This window comes from Pseudomonas sp. B424 (assembly GCF_055408345.1).
Genome location: NZ_JBUZTL010000014.1, coordinates 64,114 through 81,893, shown reverse-complemented (window position 1 = coordinate 81,893; position 17,780 = coordinate 64,114). Strand labels below are relative to the sequence as shown.

The 17,780-nt window shown below is 60.3% G+C and carries 14 protein-coding genes and 2 pseudogenes; 13 read left to right on the top strand and 3 right to left on the bottom strand.

The genetic code is table 11. The annotated features are described in order from the left end of the window. Positions 1-59: 59 nt before the first annotated feature. The 9 genes from ACZRMS_RS16800 to ACZRMS_RS16760 all read left to right on the top strand — a co-directional run bounded on the left by ACZRMS_RS16800 (position 60) and on the right by ACZRMS_RS16760 (position 12,673). The gene (locus tag ACZRMS_RS16800; RefSeq protein WP_463996173.1) at positions 60-1,259 is read left to right on the top strand and encodes an ATP-grasp domain-containing protein; all 1,200 of its coding nucleotides are present in this window, start codon (positions 60-62) and stop codon (positions 1,257-1,259) included. After that, entirely contained in the window at positions 1,256-3,037 is a 1,782-nt protein-coding gene (locus tag ACZRMS_RS16795; RefSeq protein ID WP_463996172.1) for an IucA/IucC family protein, read from the top strand. The genes ACZRMS_RS16800 and ACZRMS_RS16795 overlap by 4 nt, the downstream gene beginning before the upstream one ends. After that, complete coding sequence (locus ACZRMS_RS16790; RefSeq protein ID WP_463996171.1) at positions 3,022-4,164, top strand: MFS transporter; 1,143 nt, start codon at positions 3,022-3,024, stop codon at positions 4,162-4,164. Before ACZRMS_RS16795 ends, ACZRMS_RS16790 begins: the two co-directional genes overlap by 16 nt. Continuing rightward, positions 4,161-5,936: an IucA/IucC family protein gene (locus tag ACZRMS_RS16785; RefSeq protein ID WP_463996170.1), complete on the top strand. Its 1,776-nt coding sequence runs from the start codon at positions 4,161-4,163 to the stop codon at positions 5,934-5,936. Before ACZRMS_RS16790 ends, ACZRMS_RS16785 begins: the two co-directional genes overlap by 4 nt. After that, a complete protein-coding gene (locus ACZRMS_RS16780) occupies positions 5,933-7,117 on the top strand; it encodes a type III PLP-dependent enzyme (RefSeq protein WP_463996169.1) in 1,185 nt (394 codons plus the stop codon). Before ACZRMS_RS16785 ends, ACZRMS_RS16780 begins: the two co-directional genes overlap by 4 nt. Before the next feature lie 628 nt (positions 7,118-7,745). After that, positions 7,746-8,294: a fimbrial protein gene (locus tag ACZRMS_RS16775; RefSeq protein ID WP_463996168.1), complete on the top strand. Its 549-nt coding sequence runs from the start codon at positions 7,746-7,748 to the stop codon at positions 8,292-8,294. Positions 8,295-8,350: 56 nt separating this feature from the next. Next, positions 8,351-9,082 (top strand): fimbrial biogenesis chaperone, encoded by a 732-nt coding sequence (locus ACZRMS_RS16770; RefSeq protein ID WP_463996167.1) that lies wholly within the window; start codon positions 8,351-8,353, stop codon positions 9,080-9,082. Positions 9,083-9,092: 10 nt separating this feature from the next. Continuing rightward, entirely contained in the window at positions 9,093-11,597 is a 2,505-nt protein-coding gene (locus ACZRMS_RS16765) for a fimbria/pilus outer membrane usher protein (protein WP_463996166.1), read from the top strand. Positions 11,598-11,626: 29 nt separating this feature from the next. Continuing rightward, complete coding sequence (locus ACZRMS_RS16760; RefSeq protein WP_463996165.1) at positions 11,627-12,673, top strand: fimbrial protein; 1,047 nt, start codon at positions 11,627-11,629, stop codon at positions 12,671-12,673. A gap of 19 nt (positions 12,674-12,692) precedes the next feature. Here ACZRMS_RS16760 and ACZRMS_RS16755 read toward each other — a convergent pair. Continuing rightward, positions 12,693-12,980, bottom strand: a pseudogene (locus ACZRMS_RS16755) (MFS transporter); the annotation flags it as partial. On the opposite strand from ACZRMS_RS16755, the pseudogene ACZRMS_RS16750 reads away from it, so the two are divergent. Both ACZRMS_RS16750 and ACZRMS_RS16745 read left to right on the top strand, forming a co-directional pair. Beyond that, positions 12,959-13,684 (top strand): annotated as a pseudogene (locus ACZRMS_RS16750) (LysR substrate-binding domain-containing protein); the annotation flags it as partial. The pseudogenes ACZRMS_RS16755 and ACZRMS_RS16750 overlap by 22 nt on opposite strands. Positions 13,685-13,756: 72 nt before the next feature. After that, complete coding sequence (locus ACZRMS_RS16745) at positions 13,757-14,071, top strand: putative quinol monooxygenase (RefSeq protein WP_463996164.1); 315 nt, start codon at positions 13,757-13,759, stop codon at positions 14,069-14,071. Between the two features lie 66 nt (positions 14,072-14,137). Here ACZRMS_RS16745 and ACZRMS_RS16740 read toward each other — a convergent pair whose 3' ends face one another. Next, positions 14,138-15,580 carry an MFS transporter gene (locus ACZRMS_RS16740; RefSeq protein ID WP_463996163.1) on the bottom strand — a complete coding sequence of 481 codons (1,443 nt, stop codon included), beginning with the start codon at positions 15,578-15,580 and terminating at the stop codon, positions 14,138-14,140. Between the two features lie 60 nt (positions 15,581-15,640). Next, complete coding sequence (gene aroE, locus ACZRMS_RS16735) at positions 15,641-16,456, bottom strand: shikimate dehydrogenase (protein ID WP_463996162.1); 816 nt, start codon at positions 16,454-16,456, stop codon at positions 15,641-15,643. Here aroE and ACZRMS_RS16730 point away from each other — a divergent pair. Together ACZRMS_RS16730 and ACZRMS_RS16725 are read left to right on the top strand one after the other, a co-directional pair. Further along, positions 16,455-16,667, top strand: a complete 213-nt coding sequence (locus ACZRMS_RS16730; protein WP_463996161.1) for a hypothetical protein — start codon at positions 16,455-16,457, stop codon at positions 16,665-16,667. The genes aroE and ACZRMS_RS16730 overlap by 2 nt on opposite strands. A 27-nt stretch (positions 16,668-16,694) precedes the next feature. Continuing rightward, entirely contained in the window at positions 16,695-17,384 is a 690-nt protein-coding gene (locus tag ACZRMS_RS16725; protein WP_463996160.1) for an HAD-IA family hydrolase, read from the top strand. The last annotated feature ends 396 nt before the right edge of the window (positions 17,385-17,780 follow it).

Genomic DNA, 17,780 nt, shown 5'->3' with positions numbered 1-17,780 from the left:
TCTGAAAACCAGTTGCCCGATCCCCCGGGACGGGCAACTGTTGCCCCCAGGAAACAGCCATGCAACGTCCATTTGTCATTCTTGCACACGTCGCACACCCAGCTATTATCGAGGGCTTTTTGCCTGCCGCGCACAAACGCGGGCTGCCGATTGTGGTCATCACGGACCACGCCCAGGAACACCGGCGTCTGCTCGCCAGCTCGCCTATTTCGCCGGACCGGCTGCAGATCATCGAATGCGATGTGTTCAATCCGCTGGCAGTTATCGAGACCCTCAACGGTCAGGGCTTGCGTCCTGTGGCCGTGTTCTCCAACAGCGACCACCTGCAGACTGCGACAGCGATGGTGGCCGAGGCGTTTGAATGCCCGGGCAAGGACTGGCGGCTGTGTTATGCGGCGAAGAACAAGGCGGCCATGCGTGAGCGCATGCAGCGTCTGGGGTTGCCCGGGCCATGGTTTCAGGTGCTCACATCGAATGCGCAATTGCCGAACGAGGCGCCATGGCCGGTGGTTGCCAAGCCCCGTGAAGGCGTTGCCAGCCTTGACGTCAGGTTGTGCCACAACGCCGCCGAGTTGAGCATCTACTGCGAGCAGTTCTGGCAGCAGCAACCGGATCGGGCGCTGTTGCTGGAGGCGTATATGGAGGGTCCGCTGTTCACCCTCGAAACCCTGGGTGACGGCCGCAACCTGCAGGTCATCGGTGGCTTCGATGTGACCCTTTCGCCACCGCCACATTTTGTAGAGCTCGCCGCGCGCTGGAACGGCCAACTCAGTTGTTCCCAGCGTGCTGGCGCGCTGGCCCAGGTGGCTGCGTTCGGCGTCAATTTCGGGGTCTGCCACAGCGAATTCATATTGACCGCTCAAGGCCCGGTACTGGTTGAAATCAACTACCGCAGCATTGGCGACGGTCGCGAATTCCTGCTCGACCGGCTGCTGCCTCAGGGCTGGTTCGACCGTATCGTCGCGCTGCATCTGGGTGGCAGCCTGGTCGACGCACAACCGGCGCAATCCTCGGCCACCGTGCATTACCTTGTCGCCGACCGCCCGGGCCGCCTGGACAAGGCCAGTGCCAGCTTCAACGTCGAGCGGGAAGGGCATTGGTGCGATTACCGGGCACTGCACCTTGCTGGCGACACAGTGACCATCAGCCATTCCAACAAGGATTACGTCGGCGTTCTGCGACTGATTGCACCGGATGACGTGAGCCTTGAAACGCAACTGAGCTCGACCCTGGACGATCTGAAATGGGTGGTGGCATGAGCCTGCCTTTGCAGGGGGCCGATCAGGCGTTTATTACCCGGCGCATCATCGATTGTTGCCTGCGTGAAGACATCCGCGGGGTGGTGAGCCAGGGGCATATTTGTCCGCTGCCGGATGACCTGAGCCAGCACGCGCTGCATCAGCCCGATGCACGCTGGTTGCGAATCGCTCATCTGGGCAACGATGAACTCTGGCTGCCAGTGGTCAAGGCATATCCGCTGCAGGAGTGGATCGGTACGGGCGACGCCTGGATCAAGGTGTCGGAGCACAATCAGATTGAAGTTCAACGCGGCTACCCGCTGTGGCTGAGCTGCCTGAGCCACGGTCTGGATGACGAAAGCCTCACGTTGTTTGCGGCGTATCTGAAAGAGGCGGATTGTGCGACCGAACACCGGACCCTGTGCAATCAGGCCTATCACCAGCACGCTCCCGCTCTGGGGGACGTGACCGGGCTCAGGGACTGGGCGCAGAGGCTGCTGAAAATCGATCAGCTGGCGAGTTACCTGGACCACCCGTTCTACCCGACGGCGCGGGCCAAAAGCGGCTTCGATGCCGCTGCACTCAAAGCCTATGCACCGGAGTTTGCACCGCGCTTTGAACTCAAGTGGCTGGCGATCCCCCGTCACGCCCTGACCCTGACCAGCCCGCAGCCACCGCACTGGCCGGACTTCGAGGAAGTCGGCCTGTCACCGACCCTGCAAAACAGCCACGCATTACTGCCCGTACACCCGTTGACCTGGGACCAGCTGGAGCAATACGGCCTGCCTGAAGGCACGCTCAAGGCTCCGCGCAGTGCCATGCAGGTCGAGCCCACGCTGTCCGTGCGCACCGTGGTGTGCGTCGATCAACCGCAGTGGCATATCAAATTGCCGTTGCTGGTCACTACCTTGGGGGCGCGCAATTTGCGCCTGATCAAGCCGAGTACCCTGTATGACGGTCACTGGTTCCAGACCACGCTGCTGGCCCTGGCCGAGCGGGATCCGGCCTTGGCGTCGCGTTATGTGCACGTCGATGAAAAGCACGGGGGGCATGCCGCCGAAAGCCGTCACCTGGCCTATATCGTGCGCCGTTACCCGACGGGGCTGGAGAACACCACTCTGGTGCCGGTCGCTGCGCTGGCCAGCCCGCTTGCCGATGGGCGCCTGTTCCTCGAACAACTGGTAGGGCGCTTCTATGCCGGGTCGTTGCAGCACTGGCTGGACGACTACCTTGACCTGCTGCTGCAGGTTCATCTGCGGCTGTGGCTGCGTTACGGCATCGCACTGGAGGCTAACCAGCAGAACGCGGTGTTGATGTTCGAAGCAGGGCAGCCTTTGCGCCTGCTGATGAAGGACAACGACGCTGCGCGCCTGTGGCCCCGTCGCTTTGCCGCGAGTTGTCCGGACCTCGCCGATCTGCCTGCCACCCTGCAGGATGAGCGGATTCTCGTCGATAGCAGCCAGCCGTTGGCGGAGATGTTCTGCACCATCACCTTGCAACTGAATATCGTGGCGATCCTGGAAGCGATTGCCGGCGCAGGCCTGGCCACTCGAGCCAGTTTGTACGGAAGGCTGCGTCAGCGTCTGATGACCTGCCTGGAGCAACTGGACGCGCAAGGCATCGACTGCCACGACGCCCGCTGCTGGCTGCTCGACAGCCCGAAACTGCCGGTCAAGTACCTGCTTAGCGCCGGGAGCCTGTTCAGCAAGGCGCATTCCGGTGCGAGCGACATCAACAAGTTCTATGGCTACAGCGCGGCAAATTTCCTGCTGGAGGATGGTCCATGCAGCGCCGTCTGATCAGCAGCGTCTTGCTGGGGCATTACCTGTCGGCCTTCACGGCGTTGGGTATTCCCTTGTACCTGCCGCGCATCCTTGCCGATCTGGCGCCCGGTACACCGGGTTGGGCCATCGGTGTGCTGTTTGTACTGCCGACGCTGTGCACCGCCCTGGCGGCGCCGGTCTGGGGGCGCTGGGCCGACCGAAACGGTTGTCGCCTGTCCTTGCTGCGCGCCCATGGGGGGTTGTTCGCAGGCTTTTTGCTGGCAGGCCTGAGCCCCAACCTGACGGTTTTCGTCGTGGCATTGATCATTCAGGGCACCTTCGGCGGTGCGATGGCGGCGTCCAACGCCTACCTCTCGACCCAGTTCAAGGAGGGCGACCTGTCCCGCGCGCTCAACTGGACCCAGTATTCGGCACGGCTGGCACTGATCACGGGTCCGATTCTGTTGGGGTTGCTGATCTCACGAGGTTTGGGGGCAAGCCTGTATCTCTACCTGGCCTGGTTGCCGCTGCTGGCTTTCGTACTTGTCCTGCCACTGCCCAAGGACGCCCCCAAGCATGCCCTGGACAGCAAGAAAGCCGGGGCGGCAGGTACGTTGCCGGATGACATGCCACGGCTGCTGGCGGTGCAGTTCCTGTTCAGCTTCGCGATGGTTGTGACCTTTCCCTACTTTGTCCTCTTCGGCGAGCAACTGAACATTGGCAACGATGCCTTGATCGGTCTGCTCTACAGCTTGCCCAACCTGGTTTACCTGCTGGCGTTGCCCTGGGTGCAGAAACATCAGGGCAACCTGCTGCTGCCCGGGCTGGCGCTGCTGGCCATCAGTAACGCGCTGCAATTCTGGAGTGTGCAGGCCGAGCCGCTGTTCGCCCTGCGACTGCTCAGTGGTGCCGGCATGCTGCTCAGTTTTGTCGGGCTGCACCGATGCCTGAGCCAGCGTAGCCAAAAAGGCAGCGCCGGTCGCCTGTTCGGCTGGTTCGACTCCAGTGGCAAGTGGGCCGGCACTGCGGCCGGTGTCACTGCTGCGGTGGTCACCCAGGCCTGCGGTATCGCGTCGCCCTTTCTCGTCGCGTGCCTGGCGGCCATCGCAGCCATGGTGCTCGCGCGCCCTCTATTGATAACTTCCCGGGAGATTCCAGCATGACGCCTGCTCTGAATACCGCATCGCTCAACACCGCCTCCCTGCATGATCACGCCCTTGATGGTGAAGCCCAGCGGCATGCCATCGAGTGCCTGCTCAATTGCTACCTGCGTGAGTACGCTTTGCCGCGCAACGAAGCGGACCTGAACTATCGGGCGCAGGACCTGCCGATGAGCCTGCGCCAGGCCAACGGCCGTTGCGTCGGCATTTGCCTGCCCGGTGGCCGCCTGGTCGTCCGCATCGACCGCAGCAGCTTGCTGGGTCGCTGCCACTACATAGGCGCTCCCTATTTCAAAGGCAGCAACCACAGCTGGCGCCCTCTGGACGCCCAGGAACTGGCGCGGCTGCTTTGTACCCCGCTGAGTGGCGCCGAGCGCGTTGGCGAGATGCTGCAACAGGTCGCCAACAGCCTGCAAATCACCCGCACTTTCCTGCGTCATTCACGCCCGGCCAACGACGCGGTCGACAGCCTGCTGGCGTCTGAGCAAAATCAGTTGTGGGGTCACGCCCTGCATCCGACGCCGAAAAGCCGCGAGGGCATCTCCCATGACGATTTGCTGGCCTGTTCGCCGGAAGTCGGTGCGCACTTTCAATTGCACTGGTTCAAGGTCGAGCCGACGCTGATTCGCCATCAGGGCGAGGACCCGCGCAGCACCCTGCGCCAATTGTCAGGGCGCGACGATGCCTACCCGTGCCACCCCTGGGAAGTTGCCCGGGTGCTTGCCGACCCGTTGGTGCAGCGCGCGCAACAGCAGGGGTTGATCGAGTACCTCGGGCCTCTGGGGCAGGGCATGTACCCCACATCGTCGGTGCGCACCCTCTACCACCCGCAGATGCCCTATTTCATGAAGTTCTCGATGCATGTGCGTCTCACCAACTGCGTGCGCAAGAACGCCTGGTATGAACTGGATAGCGCCGTTGCCCTGACTCGTCTGCTGCGGCCTGTCATGAGCGAGCTGGCGGTGCAGCAACCCGGGTTCAGGCTGATGCCCGAACCCAGCGCCACCAGCCTGGACCTCAGCGCCCTCGGGACGCTGGAGGAGGCCCGCGAAGTCACCGAGTGCTTCGGTATCGTTTACCGGGAAAACCTGCCCGTCGCCGACCGCGAGCGGTATCGGCCGCAAGTGGCCATGGCGCTGTTCACCTGGGATCAACAAGGCCGCAGCGTTTGCCGCCAGCAGGTACAACGTTACGCCGACAACACCGGTTTGCCCGTTGAGCAGGCCACGCTGCAATGGCTGGATGCCTATGCTGCCCGGATGCTTGGCGGCGTGCTGTATTGCCTGTTCCGCCAGGGTGTAGCGCTGGAGCCGCATTTGCAGAACACGGTTATCGGCTTTGCTGAAGACGGGCTACCCAACCAGGTCTGGATCCGCGATCTGGAAGGCACCAAGCTGGTGCCTGAAGTCTGGCCCGCCGAGCGCCTGAGCGAACTGGATGAACGCACCCGCAGCTCGGTCTATTACAGCGCGCAAAAAGCCTGGCAGCGGGTGGGCTACTGCGCGCTGGTGAACAATCTGGGCGAAGCGATTTTCCATCTTGCCAATGGCAGCGGCGTGCTTGAACAGCAGCTGTGGGGACGGGTGGGCGAGCTGCTGCACGTGCAGTCCACGCGCCTTGGGCATCCGGAGCAATTGCGCGAGTTGTGCGCCGGCGGTGCTTTCCCCAGCAAGGAAAACTTTATGACGCGGCTGATGATGCGCGCCGACCGGGAGGCCGGTTACACCTTGCTGCCGAGCCCGCTTGCGATCATTGAACAGAGGAAACAGGCATGACTCTTCCGGCTGGTGTCACCCGCCGCATCGAGCAGCTCAAGGCTGAGCACGACGCGCCACTGTGTGCCTACGTCTACGACTTGCCCGCCCTGGAACAGCATGTAAAGGCCATGCGTCAGGTACTGCCCGAGAACTGCGAATTGTTCTACGCCGCCAAGGCCAACCCGGAAGCCCCGGTACTGAAAACCCTGGCGCCGTGGGTGGATGGTTTCGAGGCAGCCTCGGGCGGTGAGCTGAGCTGGCTGCATGAGCAGTGTCCCGATCAGCCATTGATTTTTGGTGGGCCCGGCAAACTGGATCGCGAACTGGACATCGCCCTGCAGTACCGGATATCGGCATTTCATGTGGAAAGCGTGACCGAACTGCGCAGCCTGGCGCGCATCGCCCGCGAACGCGGTGTGCGGGCCCCGGTCATGCTGCGGCTCAATCTCAAGTTGGCCCAGGCACCGCAGAGCCGCCTGGTGATGGGGGGCAAACCCACGCCGTTCGGCCTGGATGAAGAGGGGCTGGCAAGCGCCCTGCAACTGCTGCGCGAAGAGCCGTCGCTGGAGCTCAAGGGGTTGCACTTTCATATGCTGTCGCACCAGCTGGATGTCGATGCGCACCTTGAGTTGATTCGCAGCTACTTCCTGACCTTCCGCCAGCTGTGCGCCGACCACGACCTGCAGCTGGCGCTGCTCAATGTCGGAGGAGGGATGGGCATCAACTATCAGGACGCGGCGCAGTCATTCGACTGGCCAAGGTTTTGCGCGGGGCTGAAGGGGTTGATCGCTGAGCACGACATGGGAGCGACCCGCATACGGTTTGAGATCGGCCGCTTTATCAGTGCTGCCTGTGGCTACTACGTGATGCAGGTGCTGGACATAAAAAGCAGTCACGGCGAGTTTTTCGCCATCGGCCGCGGCGGTACCCATCACTTCCGCACGCCTGCGGCTCAGGGCCATGATCATCCGTTCACGGTACTGCGGGGCGACCAGCCGGCACAGATCCGCGATCAGGCCGTTACGCTGGTGGGGCAGTTGTGTACGCCCAAGGACGTCCTGGCCAGGCAGCAACCGGTGGCGCAACTGGCCATTGGTGACCTGCTGGTGTTCACCCTGGCGGGGGCCTATGCCTGGAATATCTCGCACCAGAACTTCCTGATGCACGAACCGCCATTGAAGGTGTTTATCGAGGGCTGACACCCCGGGCCTGTGGGGCAATGCTGCTCCCTTAAGCAATTTCTGTTTTTGTGGAGCGTCGACCGGCGTTCCCGCACTTCAGAAAAAATTCGGTTATCAGCAAACCCACAGAGCCGCCGAAAACGGCTTTGCCCGGGTTTTTATGCGCAAAGTGCCGGGCGGGCTTGGATAACCGCCGGGCAATCCCCCCCGGCTATGCACATAGCACTTGTGAGTCAATAAAGTTTTTGCCTCTTGCACCCTGTAAGTCATCTGGCTTCACCAGACCTCTGGCCACGGCGTTGGCGAGGATGCTGGCGTCATGGGAGCCGCAGAGGATCACCCGCGAAAATATGCGTCGTTGAGCGTATGGCCCTCCAGTGCAATAGGGGGCAGCGACATCGTTTGCCTGTAAATCCGCCATGCCAAGCATGGAAAGACCTTCGCTGACAGTCAGTGAACTAATCAACTACGCAGAATGTTGGGTTTTTTCCTACAGGCCGGGCGGTGGATGCCTATGGGTGCGACGAAACATCCACTCACATAATTGCCCCCGTTAAAGCGCCACAACATGCAGCAGGTGGCGCGAAAAACGATGGGGTTAGCCCTCTGCAGGCTAATGCCTTTTCTTCACTCTCTGGAAACTGCAATGAACAAGTTAGTACTGAAAAAACTTGCTGCTGTAATGGCCCTCTCTGGCGCCGCACAAACCGTAATGGCCGCCGATGGCGAAATCGATTTTGTAGGCACTATTACCGCCAACACCTGCCCGATCCAGGTGACTGACCTGAACACCTCTGACACTTCAGGCGCTATTGGCCTGGGTAACGCCTCTACCGGTGGTTTGACACAAGCGGGCGACGTCGGCGGCTCTGGTGCTTTCAGCCTGACCATTGACACTCTGGACGCAGGTTGCAGCGTCGATGGCAAGGCTGCAGTGCTTACGCTCATCTCCCTTAGCGGCACTGCCGGTCCCAGCGGCGAGTGGATTGGTATCACTAACGAGGCTGGTAAAGCCGAGAACGTCGCAGTCCAGATCAAGGACGCGCAAGGCAACGTTGTGAAACTGGGCGAGAACTCCGCGCCTTACGCCGATCCTACCCAGCCGATGCGCTTCACCGCTAACTACATCGCTACCGGTGTTCCCACGGCCGGGCCGGCTAACGCCAAGGTCGCGTTCAACGTCGACTTCAGGTAAGCCCCTAAGTGCACAGCTGGCGCCCGTGCGCCAGCTGCCATCCTGGTAGCAAGAGAATGATCAAGATGAAAGCCTTCCCCTTCAAGATGCCAGCAATGATTGCATTGATGTTCCTCTCCAGTGTCAGCCAGGGCGGCATCATGTTGGGTGGCACGCGAGTGGTGTATGACGAGGGCAAGCGTGATGCAAGCATTACCATTAGCAACACCACGGGCAAGTCCTATGCCGTTCAGATCTGGGTTAATACCCAAGCCAACGACAACACCACGCCAACCCCGTTTGTAGCGACGCCACCCTTGTTTCGCCTGGACCCGCGCAAGGAGCAACTGGTACGGATCCAGAAGGTGCCGGGCAGCCTGCCGGCGGATCGTGAGTCGGTATTCTATTTAAATGCCCAGGAAATTCCGTTGGCCAGCCCTGGCGATGAGAGCAACCTGAAAATCGCCATGCGCACTCGGATCAAGCTGTTCTACCGTCCGGCCACTCTCAAAGGCAGTTCCCTTGATGCTTTGGCGAAGTTGCAATGGAGCCTGGCGCAAGAACAGGGCAAGGCAGTACTGGTGGTCAACAACCCGTCAGCGTTCCACATATCGTTTCTTGGGGTGAGGGTTAGCGCCGGCGCACGTTCGGTTGAGGTCAACGACCCGATGATGGTTTCGCCCATGAGCAGCCAGCGTTATGCGTTGCCTGGGTTCACTGGCTCCAGTGGTGAGGTCGAGTTTTCTGCAATCAACGATTACGGGGGATACAGCAAACCACAGAAAGTCTCGTTGAGCCTTACCCGCTGATATGCAATACATGATTCCTGGCATTATCAAATCAACCGTGGCCTTTACACGTCTGGTTCTGTGCGTTGCTGCTCTGGCCGCACTCGCTGCTGGCCGGTTGCAAGCAGGTGAGCCTGCACAGTTCGACTCAAGTTTCTTGCAGGCGTTTGGCGGCACAGACTCCAGCCCCGATCTGGATCTGGACGCCATTGCCAACAGCGGCAACGTCGTGCCTGGTACCTACTTGGTGGTGGTGCGCCTGAACCAGAGTTTTTTTGGCCATCGCGATGTGACCTTTGAGAAGGCTTCCAATACAGGAGAGCTGAAGGCCTGTTTGTCCGAGGACTTCCTCCAGGCGCTGGGAGTCAAACTGCAAAGCTTCGTCCCAACGGGCCAAGCCCTGCCTGCCTGCGTTGATCTGGAGGCTCTGATTGAAGACGCTTTTGTCAGTTTTGACGGCAACCGCCTGGTCCTTGACATCAGCGTGCCGCAAATTGCGCTGAGTCGGGATGCCGCTGGCTACGTGGCCCCTGAAGATTGGGACCGCGGGATTAATGCAGCAACACTCAATTATCAGTTTACCGGGGCACAAACCCAGAGCGATGCCCGGGGCAGCGGCTATCAATACAGCCTTTACACCAATGGCGGTTTCAATTTTGGTGACTGGCGCTTTCGCACCAGCTCTTCATTTCGCCACAGCGATCAGTCAGAGAGCCAGTGGCAACGCAGCAGCACCTACGCCGAGCGTGACCTGACCGCACTCAAGAGCACCATGGTTCTGGGTGAAACCTTCACTTCCGGCGACGTGTTCGAAGGCGTGCCTTTTCTCGGGGTTAAAGTGGCTACGGATGTGGGCATGTTGCCGAACTCCATGCAGGGTTACGCACCAATCATTCGCGGCATCGCCGAAACCCAGGCCAAGGTTGAAGTCCGGCAGAACAACTACTCGCTGTACACCACCTACGTGGCGCCGGGTGCGTTTGAGATTGATGACTTGACCTCGGCCGCCGGTAACGGTGACCTGGAAGTGATCATCACCGAAGCCGATGGCCGCGAGCGTCGCTTTACCCAGCCTTACGCGAGCCTGCCCAATATGCTGCGGGAAAAGGCCTGGCGCTATAGCCTCAGCGCTGGCAAATATAACGCTGCCGATGGTGATGACCAGCCGGTATTTGCCCAGGCCTCCCTGGCCTACGGCTTGCCATTCGGCTTGACGCTGTATGGCGGCGTGCTGGGGGCGAGTTTCTACCGGGCTGGCGTTGCAGGCGCCGGTAAAAACCTGGGCAGTCTTGGCGCCGTGTCGCTAGATGCTACCCATTCCCAGACCGATGTGCCCGGCGCGAGTGCCGTTTCGGATGCCCAAGTACAGGGTCAGAGTTTCAGCGTGCGCTACGCCAAGGCTTTCGATAGCGGCACCTCGTTCCGTTTTGCCGGTTACCGTTATTCCACCGAGGGTTATCGCGATTTCTCCGAAGCAGTGGGTTTGCAGCAGCCAGTCAATGATGTACAGGTCTCCAAACGCAGCAAGCTCGAAGCCAGCATTAGCCAAGCGCTAGACAGCTACGGATCGCTTTACCTGAGCGTGAGCAAACAGAATTACTGGGGCAGCAGCCGGGAAGACAAGCAAGCACAACTGGGTTTCAGTACCCAGTTCAAAGGTGTGTCATTCGGTGCTTACGCGAGCAAGAGCCTGAATGACGACCTGAGTGGGGGTAGCCGGGTGATGTTTACCGTATCGATGCCCTTGGGTAAGAGCCGCAGCAGTGGCACCTTCAGCGTCAGCCGCAACGAAGACGGCAGCCTCGATCAGCGCACTGGCATCAGCGGTCGCACTAACGACATGACATACAACCTCAACGCTAACCGTATTGAAAAAACCGGTACCAACGGCTCGGGCTTGATCGGCTATCGCGCTCCCTTTGCTCAATTGGGGGCTGGGTTGAGTGTCGGTAAGGGGTACCGGCAGGCCTCGGTCAGTGCCGCAGGCTCGGTGTTGGTTCATGGTGACGGGGTGGTATTCGGTCAGTCATTGGGGGAAACCGTGGCGCTGGTGGAGGTCAAGGACACGGCCAATGTCGGTGTGCAAAGTGCTCCCGGGACAGTCACCAACAAAAGTGGCTACGCGGTGGTGCCGTATGTCACGCCGTACCGCAGAAACCGTGTGACGCTGGACACTGGCGGGCTGGATGCCAACGTGGATATTGCGCAGGGCGTAACCCATGTGGTGCCTCGTCGCGGCGCAGTGGTGAAAGCCAAATTCACCGCGACTCGCTCGGAAAAAATACTGCTGAACGTGCGCCTGCAAGATGGTTCGCCATTGCCCTTCGGCACCACCGTTTATGACGGTCAGGGCAACAACGTGGGTGTGGTCGGGCAGGGCGGACAAGCCCTGGTCTCTGTGAGTGACAGCAACACATTCAGGATGAAATGGGGTGAGAAAGCCTCGCAGCGCTGTGAGCTGCAATTAGATATCAGTAAGGCACCGGTTGTTGACGGTTATCGAGTGATGGATGTGTTGTGCCAGGTGAAACCCTGAGTGGGTTTTGCCGTACTGACGAGGTTGTTATGAAAAAGTCTGTTGTGCTTGTGATGCTTGGGGTTTTACTGCTGTGTGTGGGCCAGTCCGTCAAGGCAAATTGCTTAGACTTTGTTGAAGCCGACTTGACCTACGAAGTGGGAAATTTGTACATGCCTCAGGATGCGCGCGTCGGATCGACGATTGGCATCAGGAAGTACACAAGGTCCAGGTGGATAAACTGCTCGGTCTTGGTACCCTTTACCTTTGCAGGTCATATCTACGGGGCAAAGGTCCCATCAACGCCTACGGCAGTGGGAGCCGGAACCGTCGATAACCTTTACGCGACCAGCATTCCGGGAGTCAGTGTTGTTGTCGACTACTCAAGCGGTCCCAGCTATTTCTGTAATACCGGCACAGGGGCCGTTTTCCCCGTAACATTCGAGAGCTGTGGTTCCGGCGCCACTCTCGCTGAAGTAGCTGTAACCCTCTACCTGATTAAAACTGGCGTCATTCCAGCAGGTACCCATGATTTTAATGGCCTGCAGATTTACGGCATTGAGTTTGACTTTGGCAGTGGTCCTGAGCGCTGGGTGACGGGTGTATTGAACGGCTCCGTCACCGTTGCAGGTTGCAGTCTGCCCCAGGAAGTCGGCAACAATATCGATGTGCCGATGGGCACCTGGGAGCGCCGCACATTTGACGGCCCGGGCACCTTTACCGCGACCCAGAACTTTGTCATCACCTTGAGCAATTGTGTGGCGGGCACCTACCCTACGGGGCAGGCCTGGAACTTCTTCGCTAGCAATTACGCGAATATTCGGCTAGAGGGTGTTCGGGGTTCCACCATAATCGATGCCTCTAAAGGGATTTTGAGTCTCAATGAAGACTCGGATGCCGCAGGCGTTGCCGTGCAGGTGCTCAAAATGGATGGCTCCCCGTTGCCCCTGGGAGTGGATACCCCATTGATGCTTGTGCAGGATGGGGTAACTTCGCTGCAGTTAGGCGCCCGCTACATCCAGACTGCGGGCAGTAGCATCGGCCCGCAGCCTGGTGTCGCCAATGCCACCGCCAATTTTACGATTACCTACAAGTAGTGCCGTGCATGTTGCGCCTTTACCTTGGCACGGGTTGCACCACAGGCTGTGACGTCACGCCCTCCACGCTATGGGCGGGCATCATTTCCCAGGCATCACGGGGTTCATCCAGGTCGCGGTTGAGGGTTTCTGGCGTCTTGAACGTGGTGTACAGGGTGATCAGCGTCAGCAGCGACAGGTAGCAGGCAATGGGTACCCATGCGCCGATGCCGGCGTTAGGGTCGCCGTCGTTGCCGGCCACGACCAGGGCGATCAGCCCGGCTCCGATCAGCGGGGCAATGCCGCCGGCGATTACGGCCGATTGCTCAGGCGATGGCGGCACTGGATCTGGACGCACACAACCTGCTGCGCGACTCCGGCCAGCTGGACAGTGGCCAGCTGAAACTGGGGGCTGTAGGCCCGTTTCATGTGATCGAGATGGTGGACAACTACCTCAAGTGCCACCCGCGCATCGACGTTTCGATCCGGGTGGGCAACTCGGCGCAGGTGCTGGCCGACCTCGAAAGTTACGTGACGGACATCGCGGTGCTGGCGGGGCGGCATGAGCATCCCGGGCTCTGTACCGTGCATTACGCGCGTCACCCCATCATTCTGTTTGCTCACCATGAACACCCTTTCGCCGGGCGTGGTTCAGTGCGGCTGCAAGAGCTGGAAGGGCAGCGGCTGCTGCAACGGGAGCCCGGGTCAACCACGCGTCTAGTGCTGGAGCAGGCCTTGTTGGAGGCCGAGGTGACCCCGCGAATCGCCATGGAAGTGGGCAGTCGCGAGGCGCTGCGTGAAGCAGTGCTGCGTGGCATGGGGCTGGGGGTTGTGTCCGAGGCTGAATTTATCGCTGATCCCCGTATCTGCACGATCCGCATCGAAGGCGATCCGCTGTACACCGAAACCTATCTCTATTGCCTGGCCGAGCGCCGTTTCAGCCGCCTGATCAGCTCGTTCTTTGATGTCGTCCTGCCCCAGTGTGTGACCAACAGCAACGGTTCATCTTCATTTTTATCGCGAAAGTGTTAGCGCGTTTCGAAGGTTTTTCTTTGTGTCCGGGAAGTGGAAGCTGGGCGCCATTCGAACGTTGGAGAGAAGATGATGAATGCGTCCAGTAAGGTATTGGTATCGATTGCCGTGCTCAAGGCCAGGGCAGGTCAGCAGCAGGTATTGAAAGAAGCGTTGTTGGCACTGGTAGAACCGACCCGGGCAGAACCTGGAAATCTGGACTACGTGTTGTTCGAGCTGCGTGACGAGCGCGGAACGTTCTACATGCGTGAAGCCTTCAAGGACCAGGCGGCGCTGGACCTTCACTTTGCCACGCCTTACTTCCAGCGCTTTGCCGAAACGGCGGATGAACTGCTCGCCGAGCCTTTGCAGTTGATATTCCTTGAGCAGGTTTCGGCTCAGGGTTGAGCCAGTTAGTGAAAAGCCTGCATCGCTGCAGGCTTTTTTATGTGTGTCAGTTACCTGCTCCGAACATCACCTTGGCACGGGTTGCACCACCGGTTGTGGCGTCACGCTGTTGGTCATGTGGGCGGGCATCATTTCCCAGGCATCACGGGGTTCATCCAGGTCGCGGTTGAGGGTTTCTGGCGTCTTGAACGTGGTGTACAGGGTGATCAGCGTCAGCAGCGACAGGTAGCAGGCAATGGGTACCCATGCGCCGATGCCGGCGTTAGGGTCGCCGTCGTTGCTGGCCACGACCAGGGCGATCAGCCCGGCTCCGATCAGCGGGGCAATGCCGCCGGCGATTACGGCCGAGGCTTCCCGGGCGATGGAGACACCCATGTAGCGATGACGGGAACCGAACAGTTCAGGCATCAGCGCCGCCTGAGTGCCGAACATGCCCCAGGTACCGATACCCAGTGCGATGGAGATGGCGATAATGCTCGCCACCACGTTGCCCTGGCTCAGTACCCACCATACCGGGAAGGCCAGTACCAGTTGCAGCAGCGCAAAGGCCCGATAGACCACCACCCGGCCGAAACGGTCGCTGAGCTTGCCGGCAATCGGCACGGTCAGCGCGCCGAGGCTGGCAGCGCAGATCAGGGTCAGTACGCCCACCGGCCCTTGCAGGCCGACTACGCCAACGATGTAGCTCACGGCCAGGGCCTGATAAATCGAGGAACCGCCGTTTTCACCCAGGCGCAGGCCAATGCCGATCAACAGCGTTGGTCTGGAGTGTTTCATTGCGCTTTTGAGCGGGTTTTCGCAGACGCGTTTGAGCGCCTTGAGGCGGATAAAAGTCGGCGACTCCTTGAGCGACAACCGCATGTACAGGCCCAGGGCAACGATCACTACGCTGCTGAAAAACGGTATGCGCCATAGCCCGCTTTCCAGGACGTTATCACTGCTGCTGACTACCGTGAAATACACCACCGCCGCGAGGATGGTGCCCAGTTGAATGCCCAGGAATGGCAGGGCGGCGTAGAAACCGCGGCGGCCTTCGGGAGCGTACTCGGTCATCATGACTGCCGCGCCGGCCTGTTCGGCACCGGCGCCCAGCCCCTGAAGCAGGCGCAGGACCACCAGCAGTACCGGGGCCAGGTAGCCGACCTGGCTGAAAGTGGGCAGGGCGCCGATCAGGGTGCTGGAAACACCCATCAGCAGTACCGTCGATGTCAGTACGAACTTGCGCCCCACACGGTCGCCGATCATGCCGAACAGTACGCCGCCCAGGGGCCGTATCGCGAAGCCCAGGAAATAGGTGCCGAAGCTGGCGATCAGGCTCATGGTGCGTGTCTGCTCAGGAAAGAACAGCGGGCCGAAGATCAGTGCAGCGGCCAGGGTATACAGGGCAAAGTCGTAGTACTCCAGGGCGCTGCCCAGGGAGCAGGCCCAGGCGGCACGGTGCAAATCCTTCTTGCGCTCGGGCTCGTCGACGGGCAGGGAAATATCAGATGGGGCGTGATCGTGAGTCATGGCGGTACCTTCTGGCAGGTGCCTTTACGGCATCTTGTTATTGATAGGCAGCAGGGTTACTTACAACTTCAGCCTCTGTATTTCCTCAAGCATGGCCTGCTCCATGATGTCGATGGGGGCAGCCTGGCCGGTGTACAACTCGATTTGCCGACACGCCTGGAGCACCAGCATGCGTGTGCCGGGCACCGTGCGGCAGCCCAGTGCGGCGGCTTGCAACAGCAGGGCGGTGTGCACGGGCATGAACGCCACATCCATCACAATCAGATGGCTGGCCAGGCGGCCGTCCAGCGGGTTGCTGTCCGGTTGCTTGAAACCCGCGGATGTCGCGTTGATGACGATATCGAAGGCCTGGGCGTCGAATGCGTCGAGGCTGCCGCCCCATTGCGCACCCAGGTCCCGGGTCAGGGCCGTTCCGCGCTCGGCGTTGCGGTTGAACACCGTGACCCGGGCCGCCGCGTGCAGGCAGCCGTAAACCACGGCGCGCGCTGCGCCGCCGGCACCGATCACGGCGACACGTTTGTTGCCCAGTTCGCAGACTTCCTGTAGGGCGCGTACAGCCCCCAGGTAGTCGGTGTTGTAGCCGGTCAGTACCCCGTCGATGTTATTGATGGTGTTGACCGCGCCAATCACGCGGGCGGATTCGTCGATGGCGTCCAGATGCTCCATCACTGCCGTTTTGTAGGGCATGGACACGTTCATGCCGCGCACGCCCAGCGCCCGGATGGCCGCGACTGCGGCCCCCGGGTCTTCGACGCCAAAACAGACGAAGGTGTAGTCCAGACCGAGGGCGGCGTAGGCTGCGTTGTGGATTTTGGCCGAGAGCGAAAACGGCGTGCCCATGATCGAACCGCACAGGGTTGGCAGGGATTGTGGCATGGGTGCCTCCTTGTCTTGGATTTATGAGTGGGGCAATGCCGTCACTTTCAACCGCGGCGGTCCTTGTGTGCCAATCGTTTATGGTGATGCCGTGATCATGAACCGTGATCACCAGCGGCGCCGTGGGCGCGCACCGCGAAAAATCCATGCAGGGGCGAATGAATTTCTGATCCGGCTGGCATTCCTGGTGGCCGGGCCGTTATTGTGCTGAATCCTTCCTGCCCACGGATTTGTTGTGATGAATGCTCCGCGTACTGCTGTCGGCCCGATCAAGGCCGTGATTTTTGATATGGACGGATTGTTGCTGGATACAGAGGGTATCTACACCGAAGTCACACAGATCATCGCCCAACGCTACGGTCGTGAATATGACTGGAGCATCAAGCAGCACATCATTGGTCGTGGCGCCCTGGACCTGGCCGGTTTTCTGGTCAAGGCCCTGGACCTGCCGATCACGGCGCAAGAGTTTCTGGTCATTCGCGAGCCGTTGCTCAAGGAGCGATTCCCCAAAGCCGCCGGCATGCCGGGTGCCGAGGCTCTGGTGCGGCATTTGAAGGCCCACAACATTCCGATTGCCGTGGGCACCAGTTCGTCGCAGCACTCCTTCGACCATAAAGTCACCTTGCACGGTGAGTGGTTTGACCTGTTTGACACCATCGTCACCGCTGACGACCCTGAAGTCGGGGCCGCCAAACCTGCGCCCGATATCTTCCTGACTGCGGCGCGGCGCCTGGGTGTTGCCCCTCAAGAGTGCCTGGTCTTCGAGGACTCGCCCTTTGGCGTCACCGCTGCCAAAGCCGCCAACATGACCGTCATTGCCGTGCCTGACGAAGCCATGGCCGACAGCAAATACCCGCACGCCGACCAGATCATCCGTCAGCTGGCTGACTTTGATCTGGCGGCTTACGGCTTGCCCTCGATGGGTTGAGCCGGGGGGAAACCTTGAACTCTCGCGTTCAGTCCCTGTAGCTCCTCAGCGGCTAAAGGGTTTGTGTATCGCGCAATCTATTGCTTTGCTTTGCTTTGCTTTGCTTTGCTTTGCTTTGCTTTGCTTTGCTTTGGTTTTTGATCTGCTCTTGATCTACCTGCCCCTTCGGGAGGCCGAGTGGAGGTTCTGCGCAGTGGGTCTCCCGGCATGGATGCCGGGAGAGCCGTGTTGGGCCAAGGATGGCCCGTCACGGCGTGCCCACGGAGCGTACCTGCGCGAGGGACACCTGAGCGCAGCGAGGGCCGTACGCCGGGGCAAGGCCTTTTTGCTTATTTTTGTGGTGGTCCGACACTCGGCTGTTTGACAAAAGTGAGCCGCCGTAAGGGCGGAACCCGT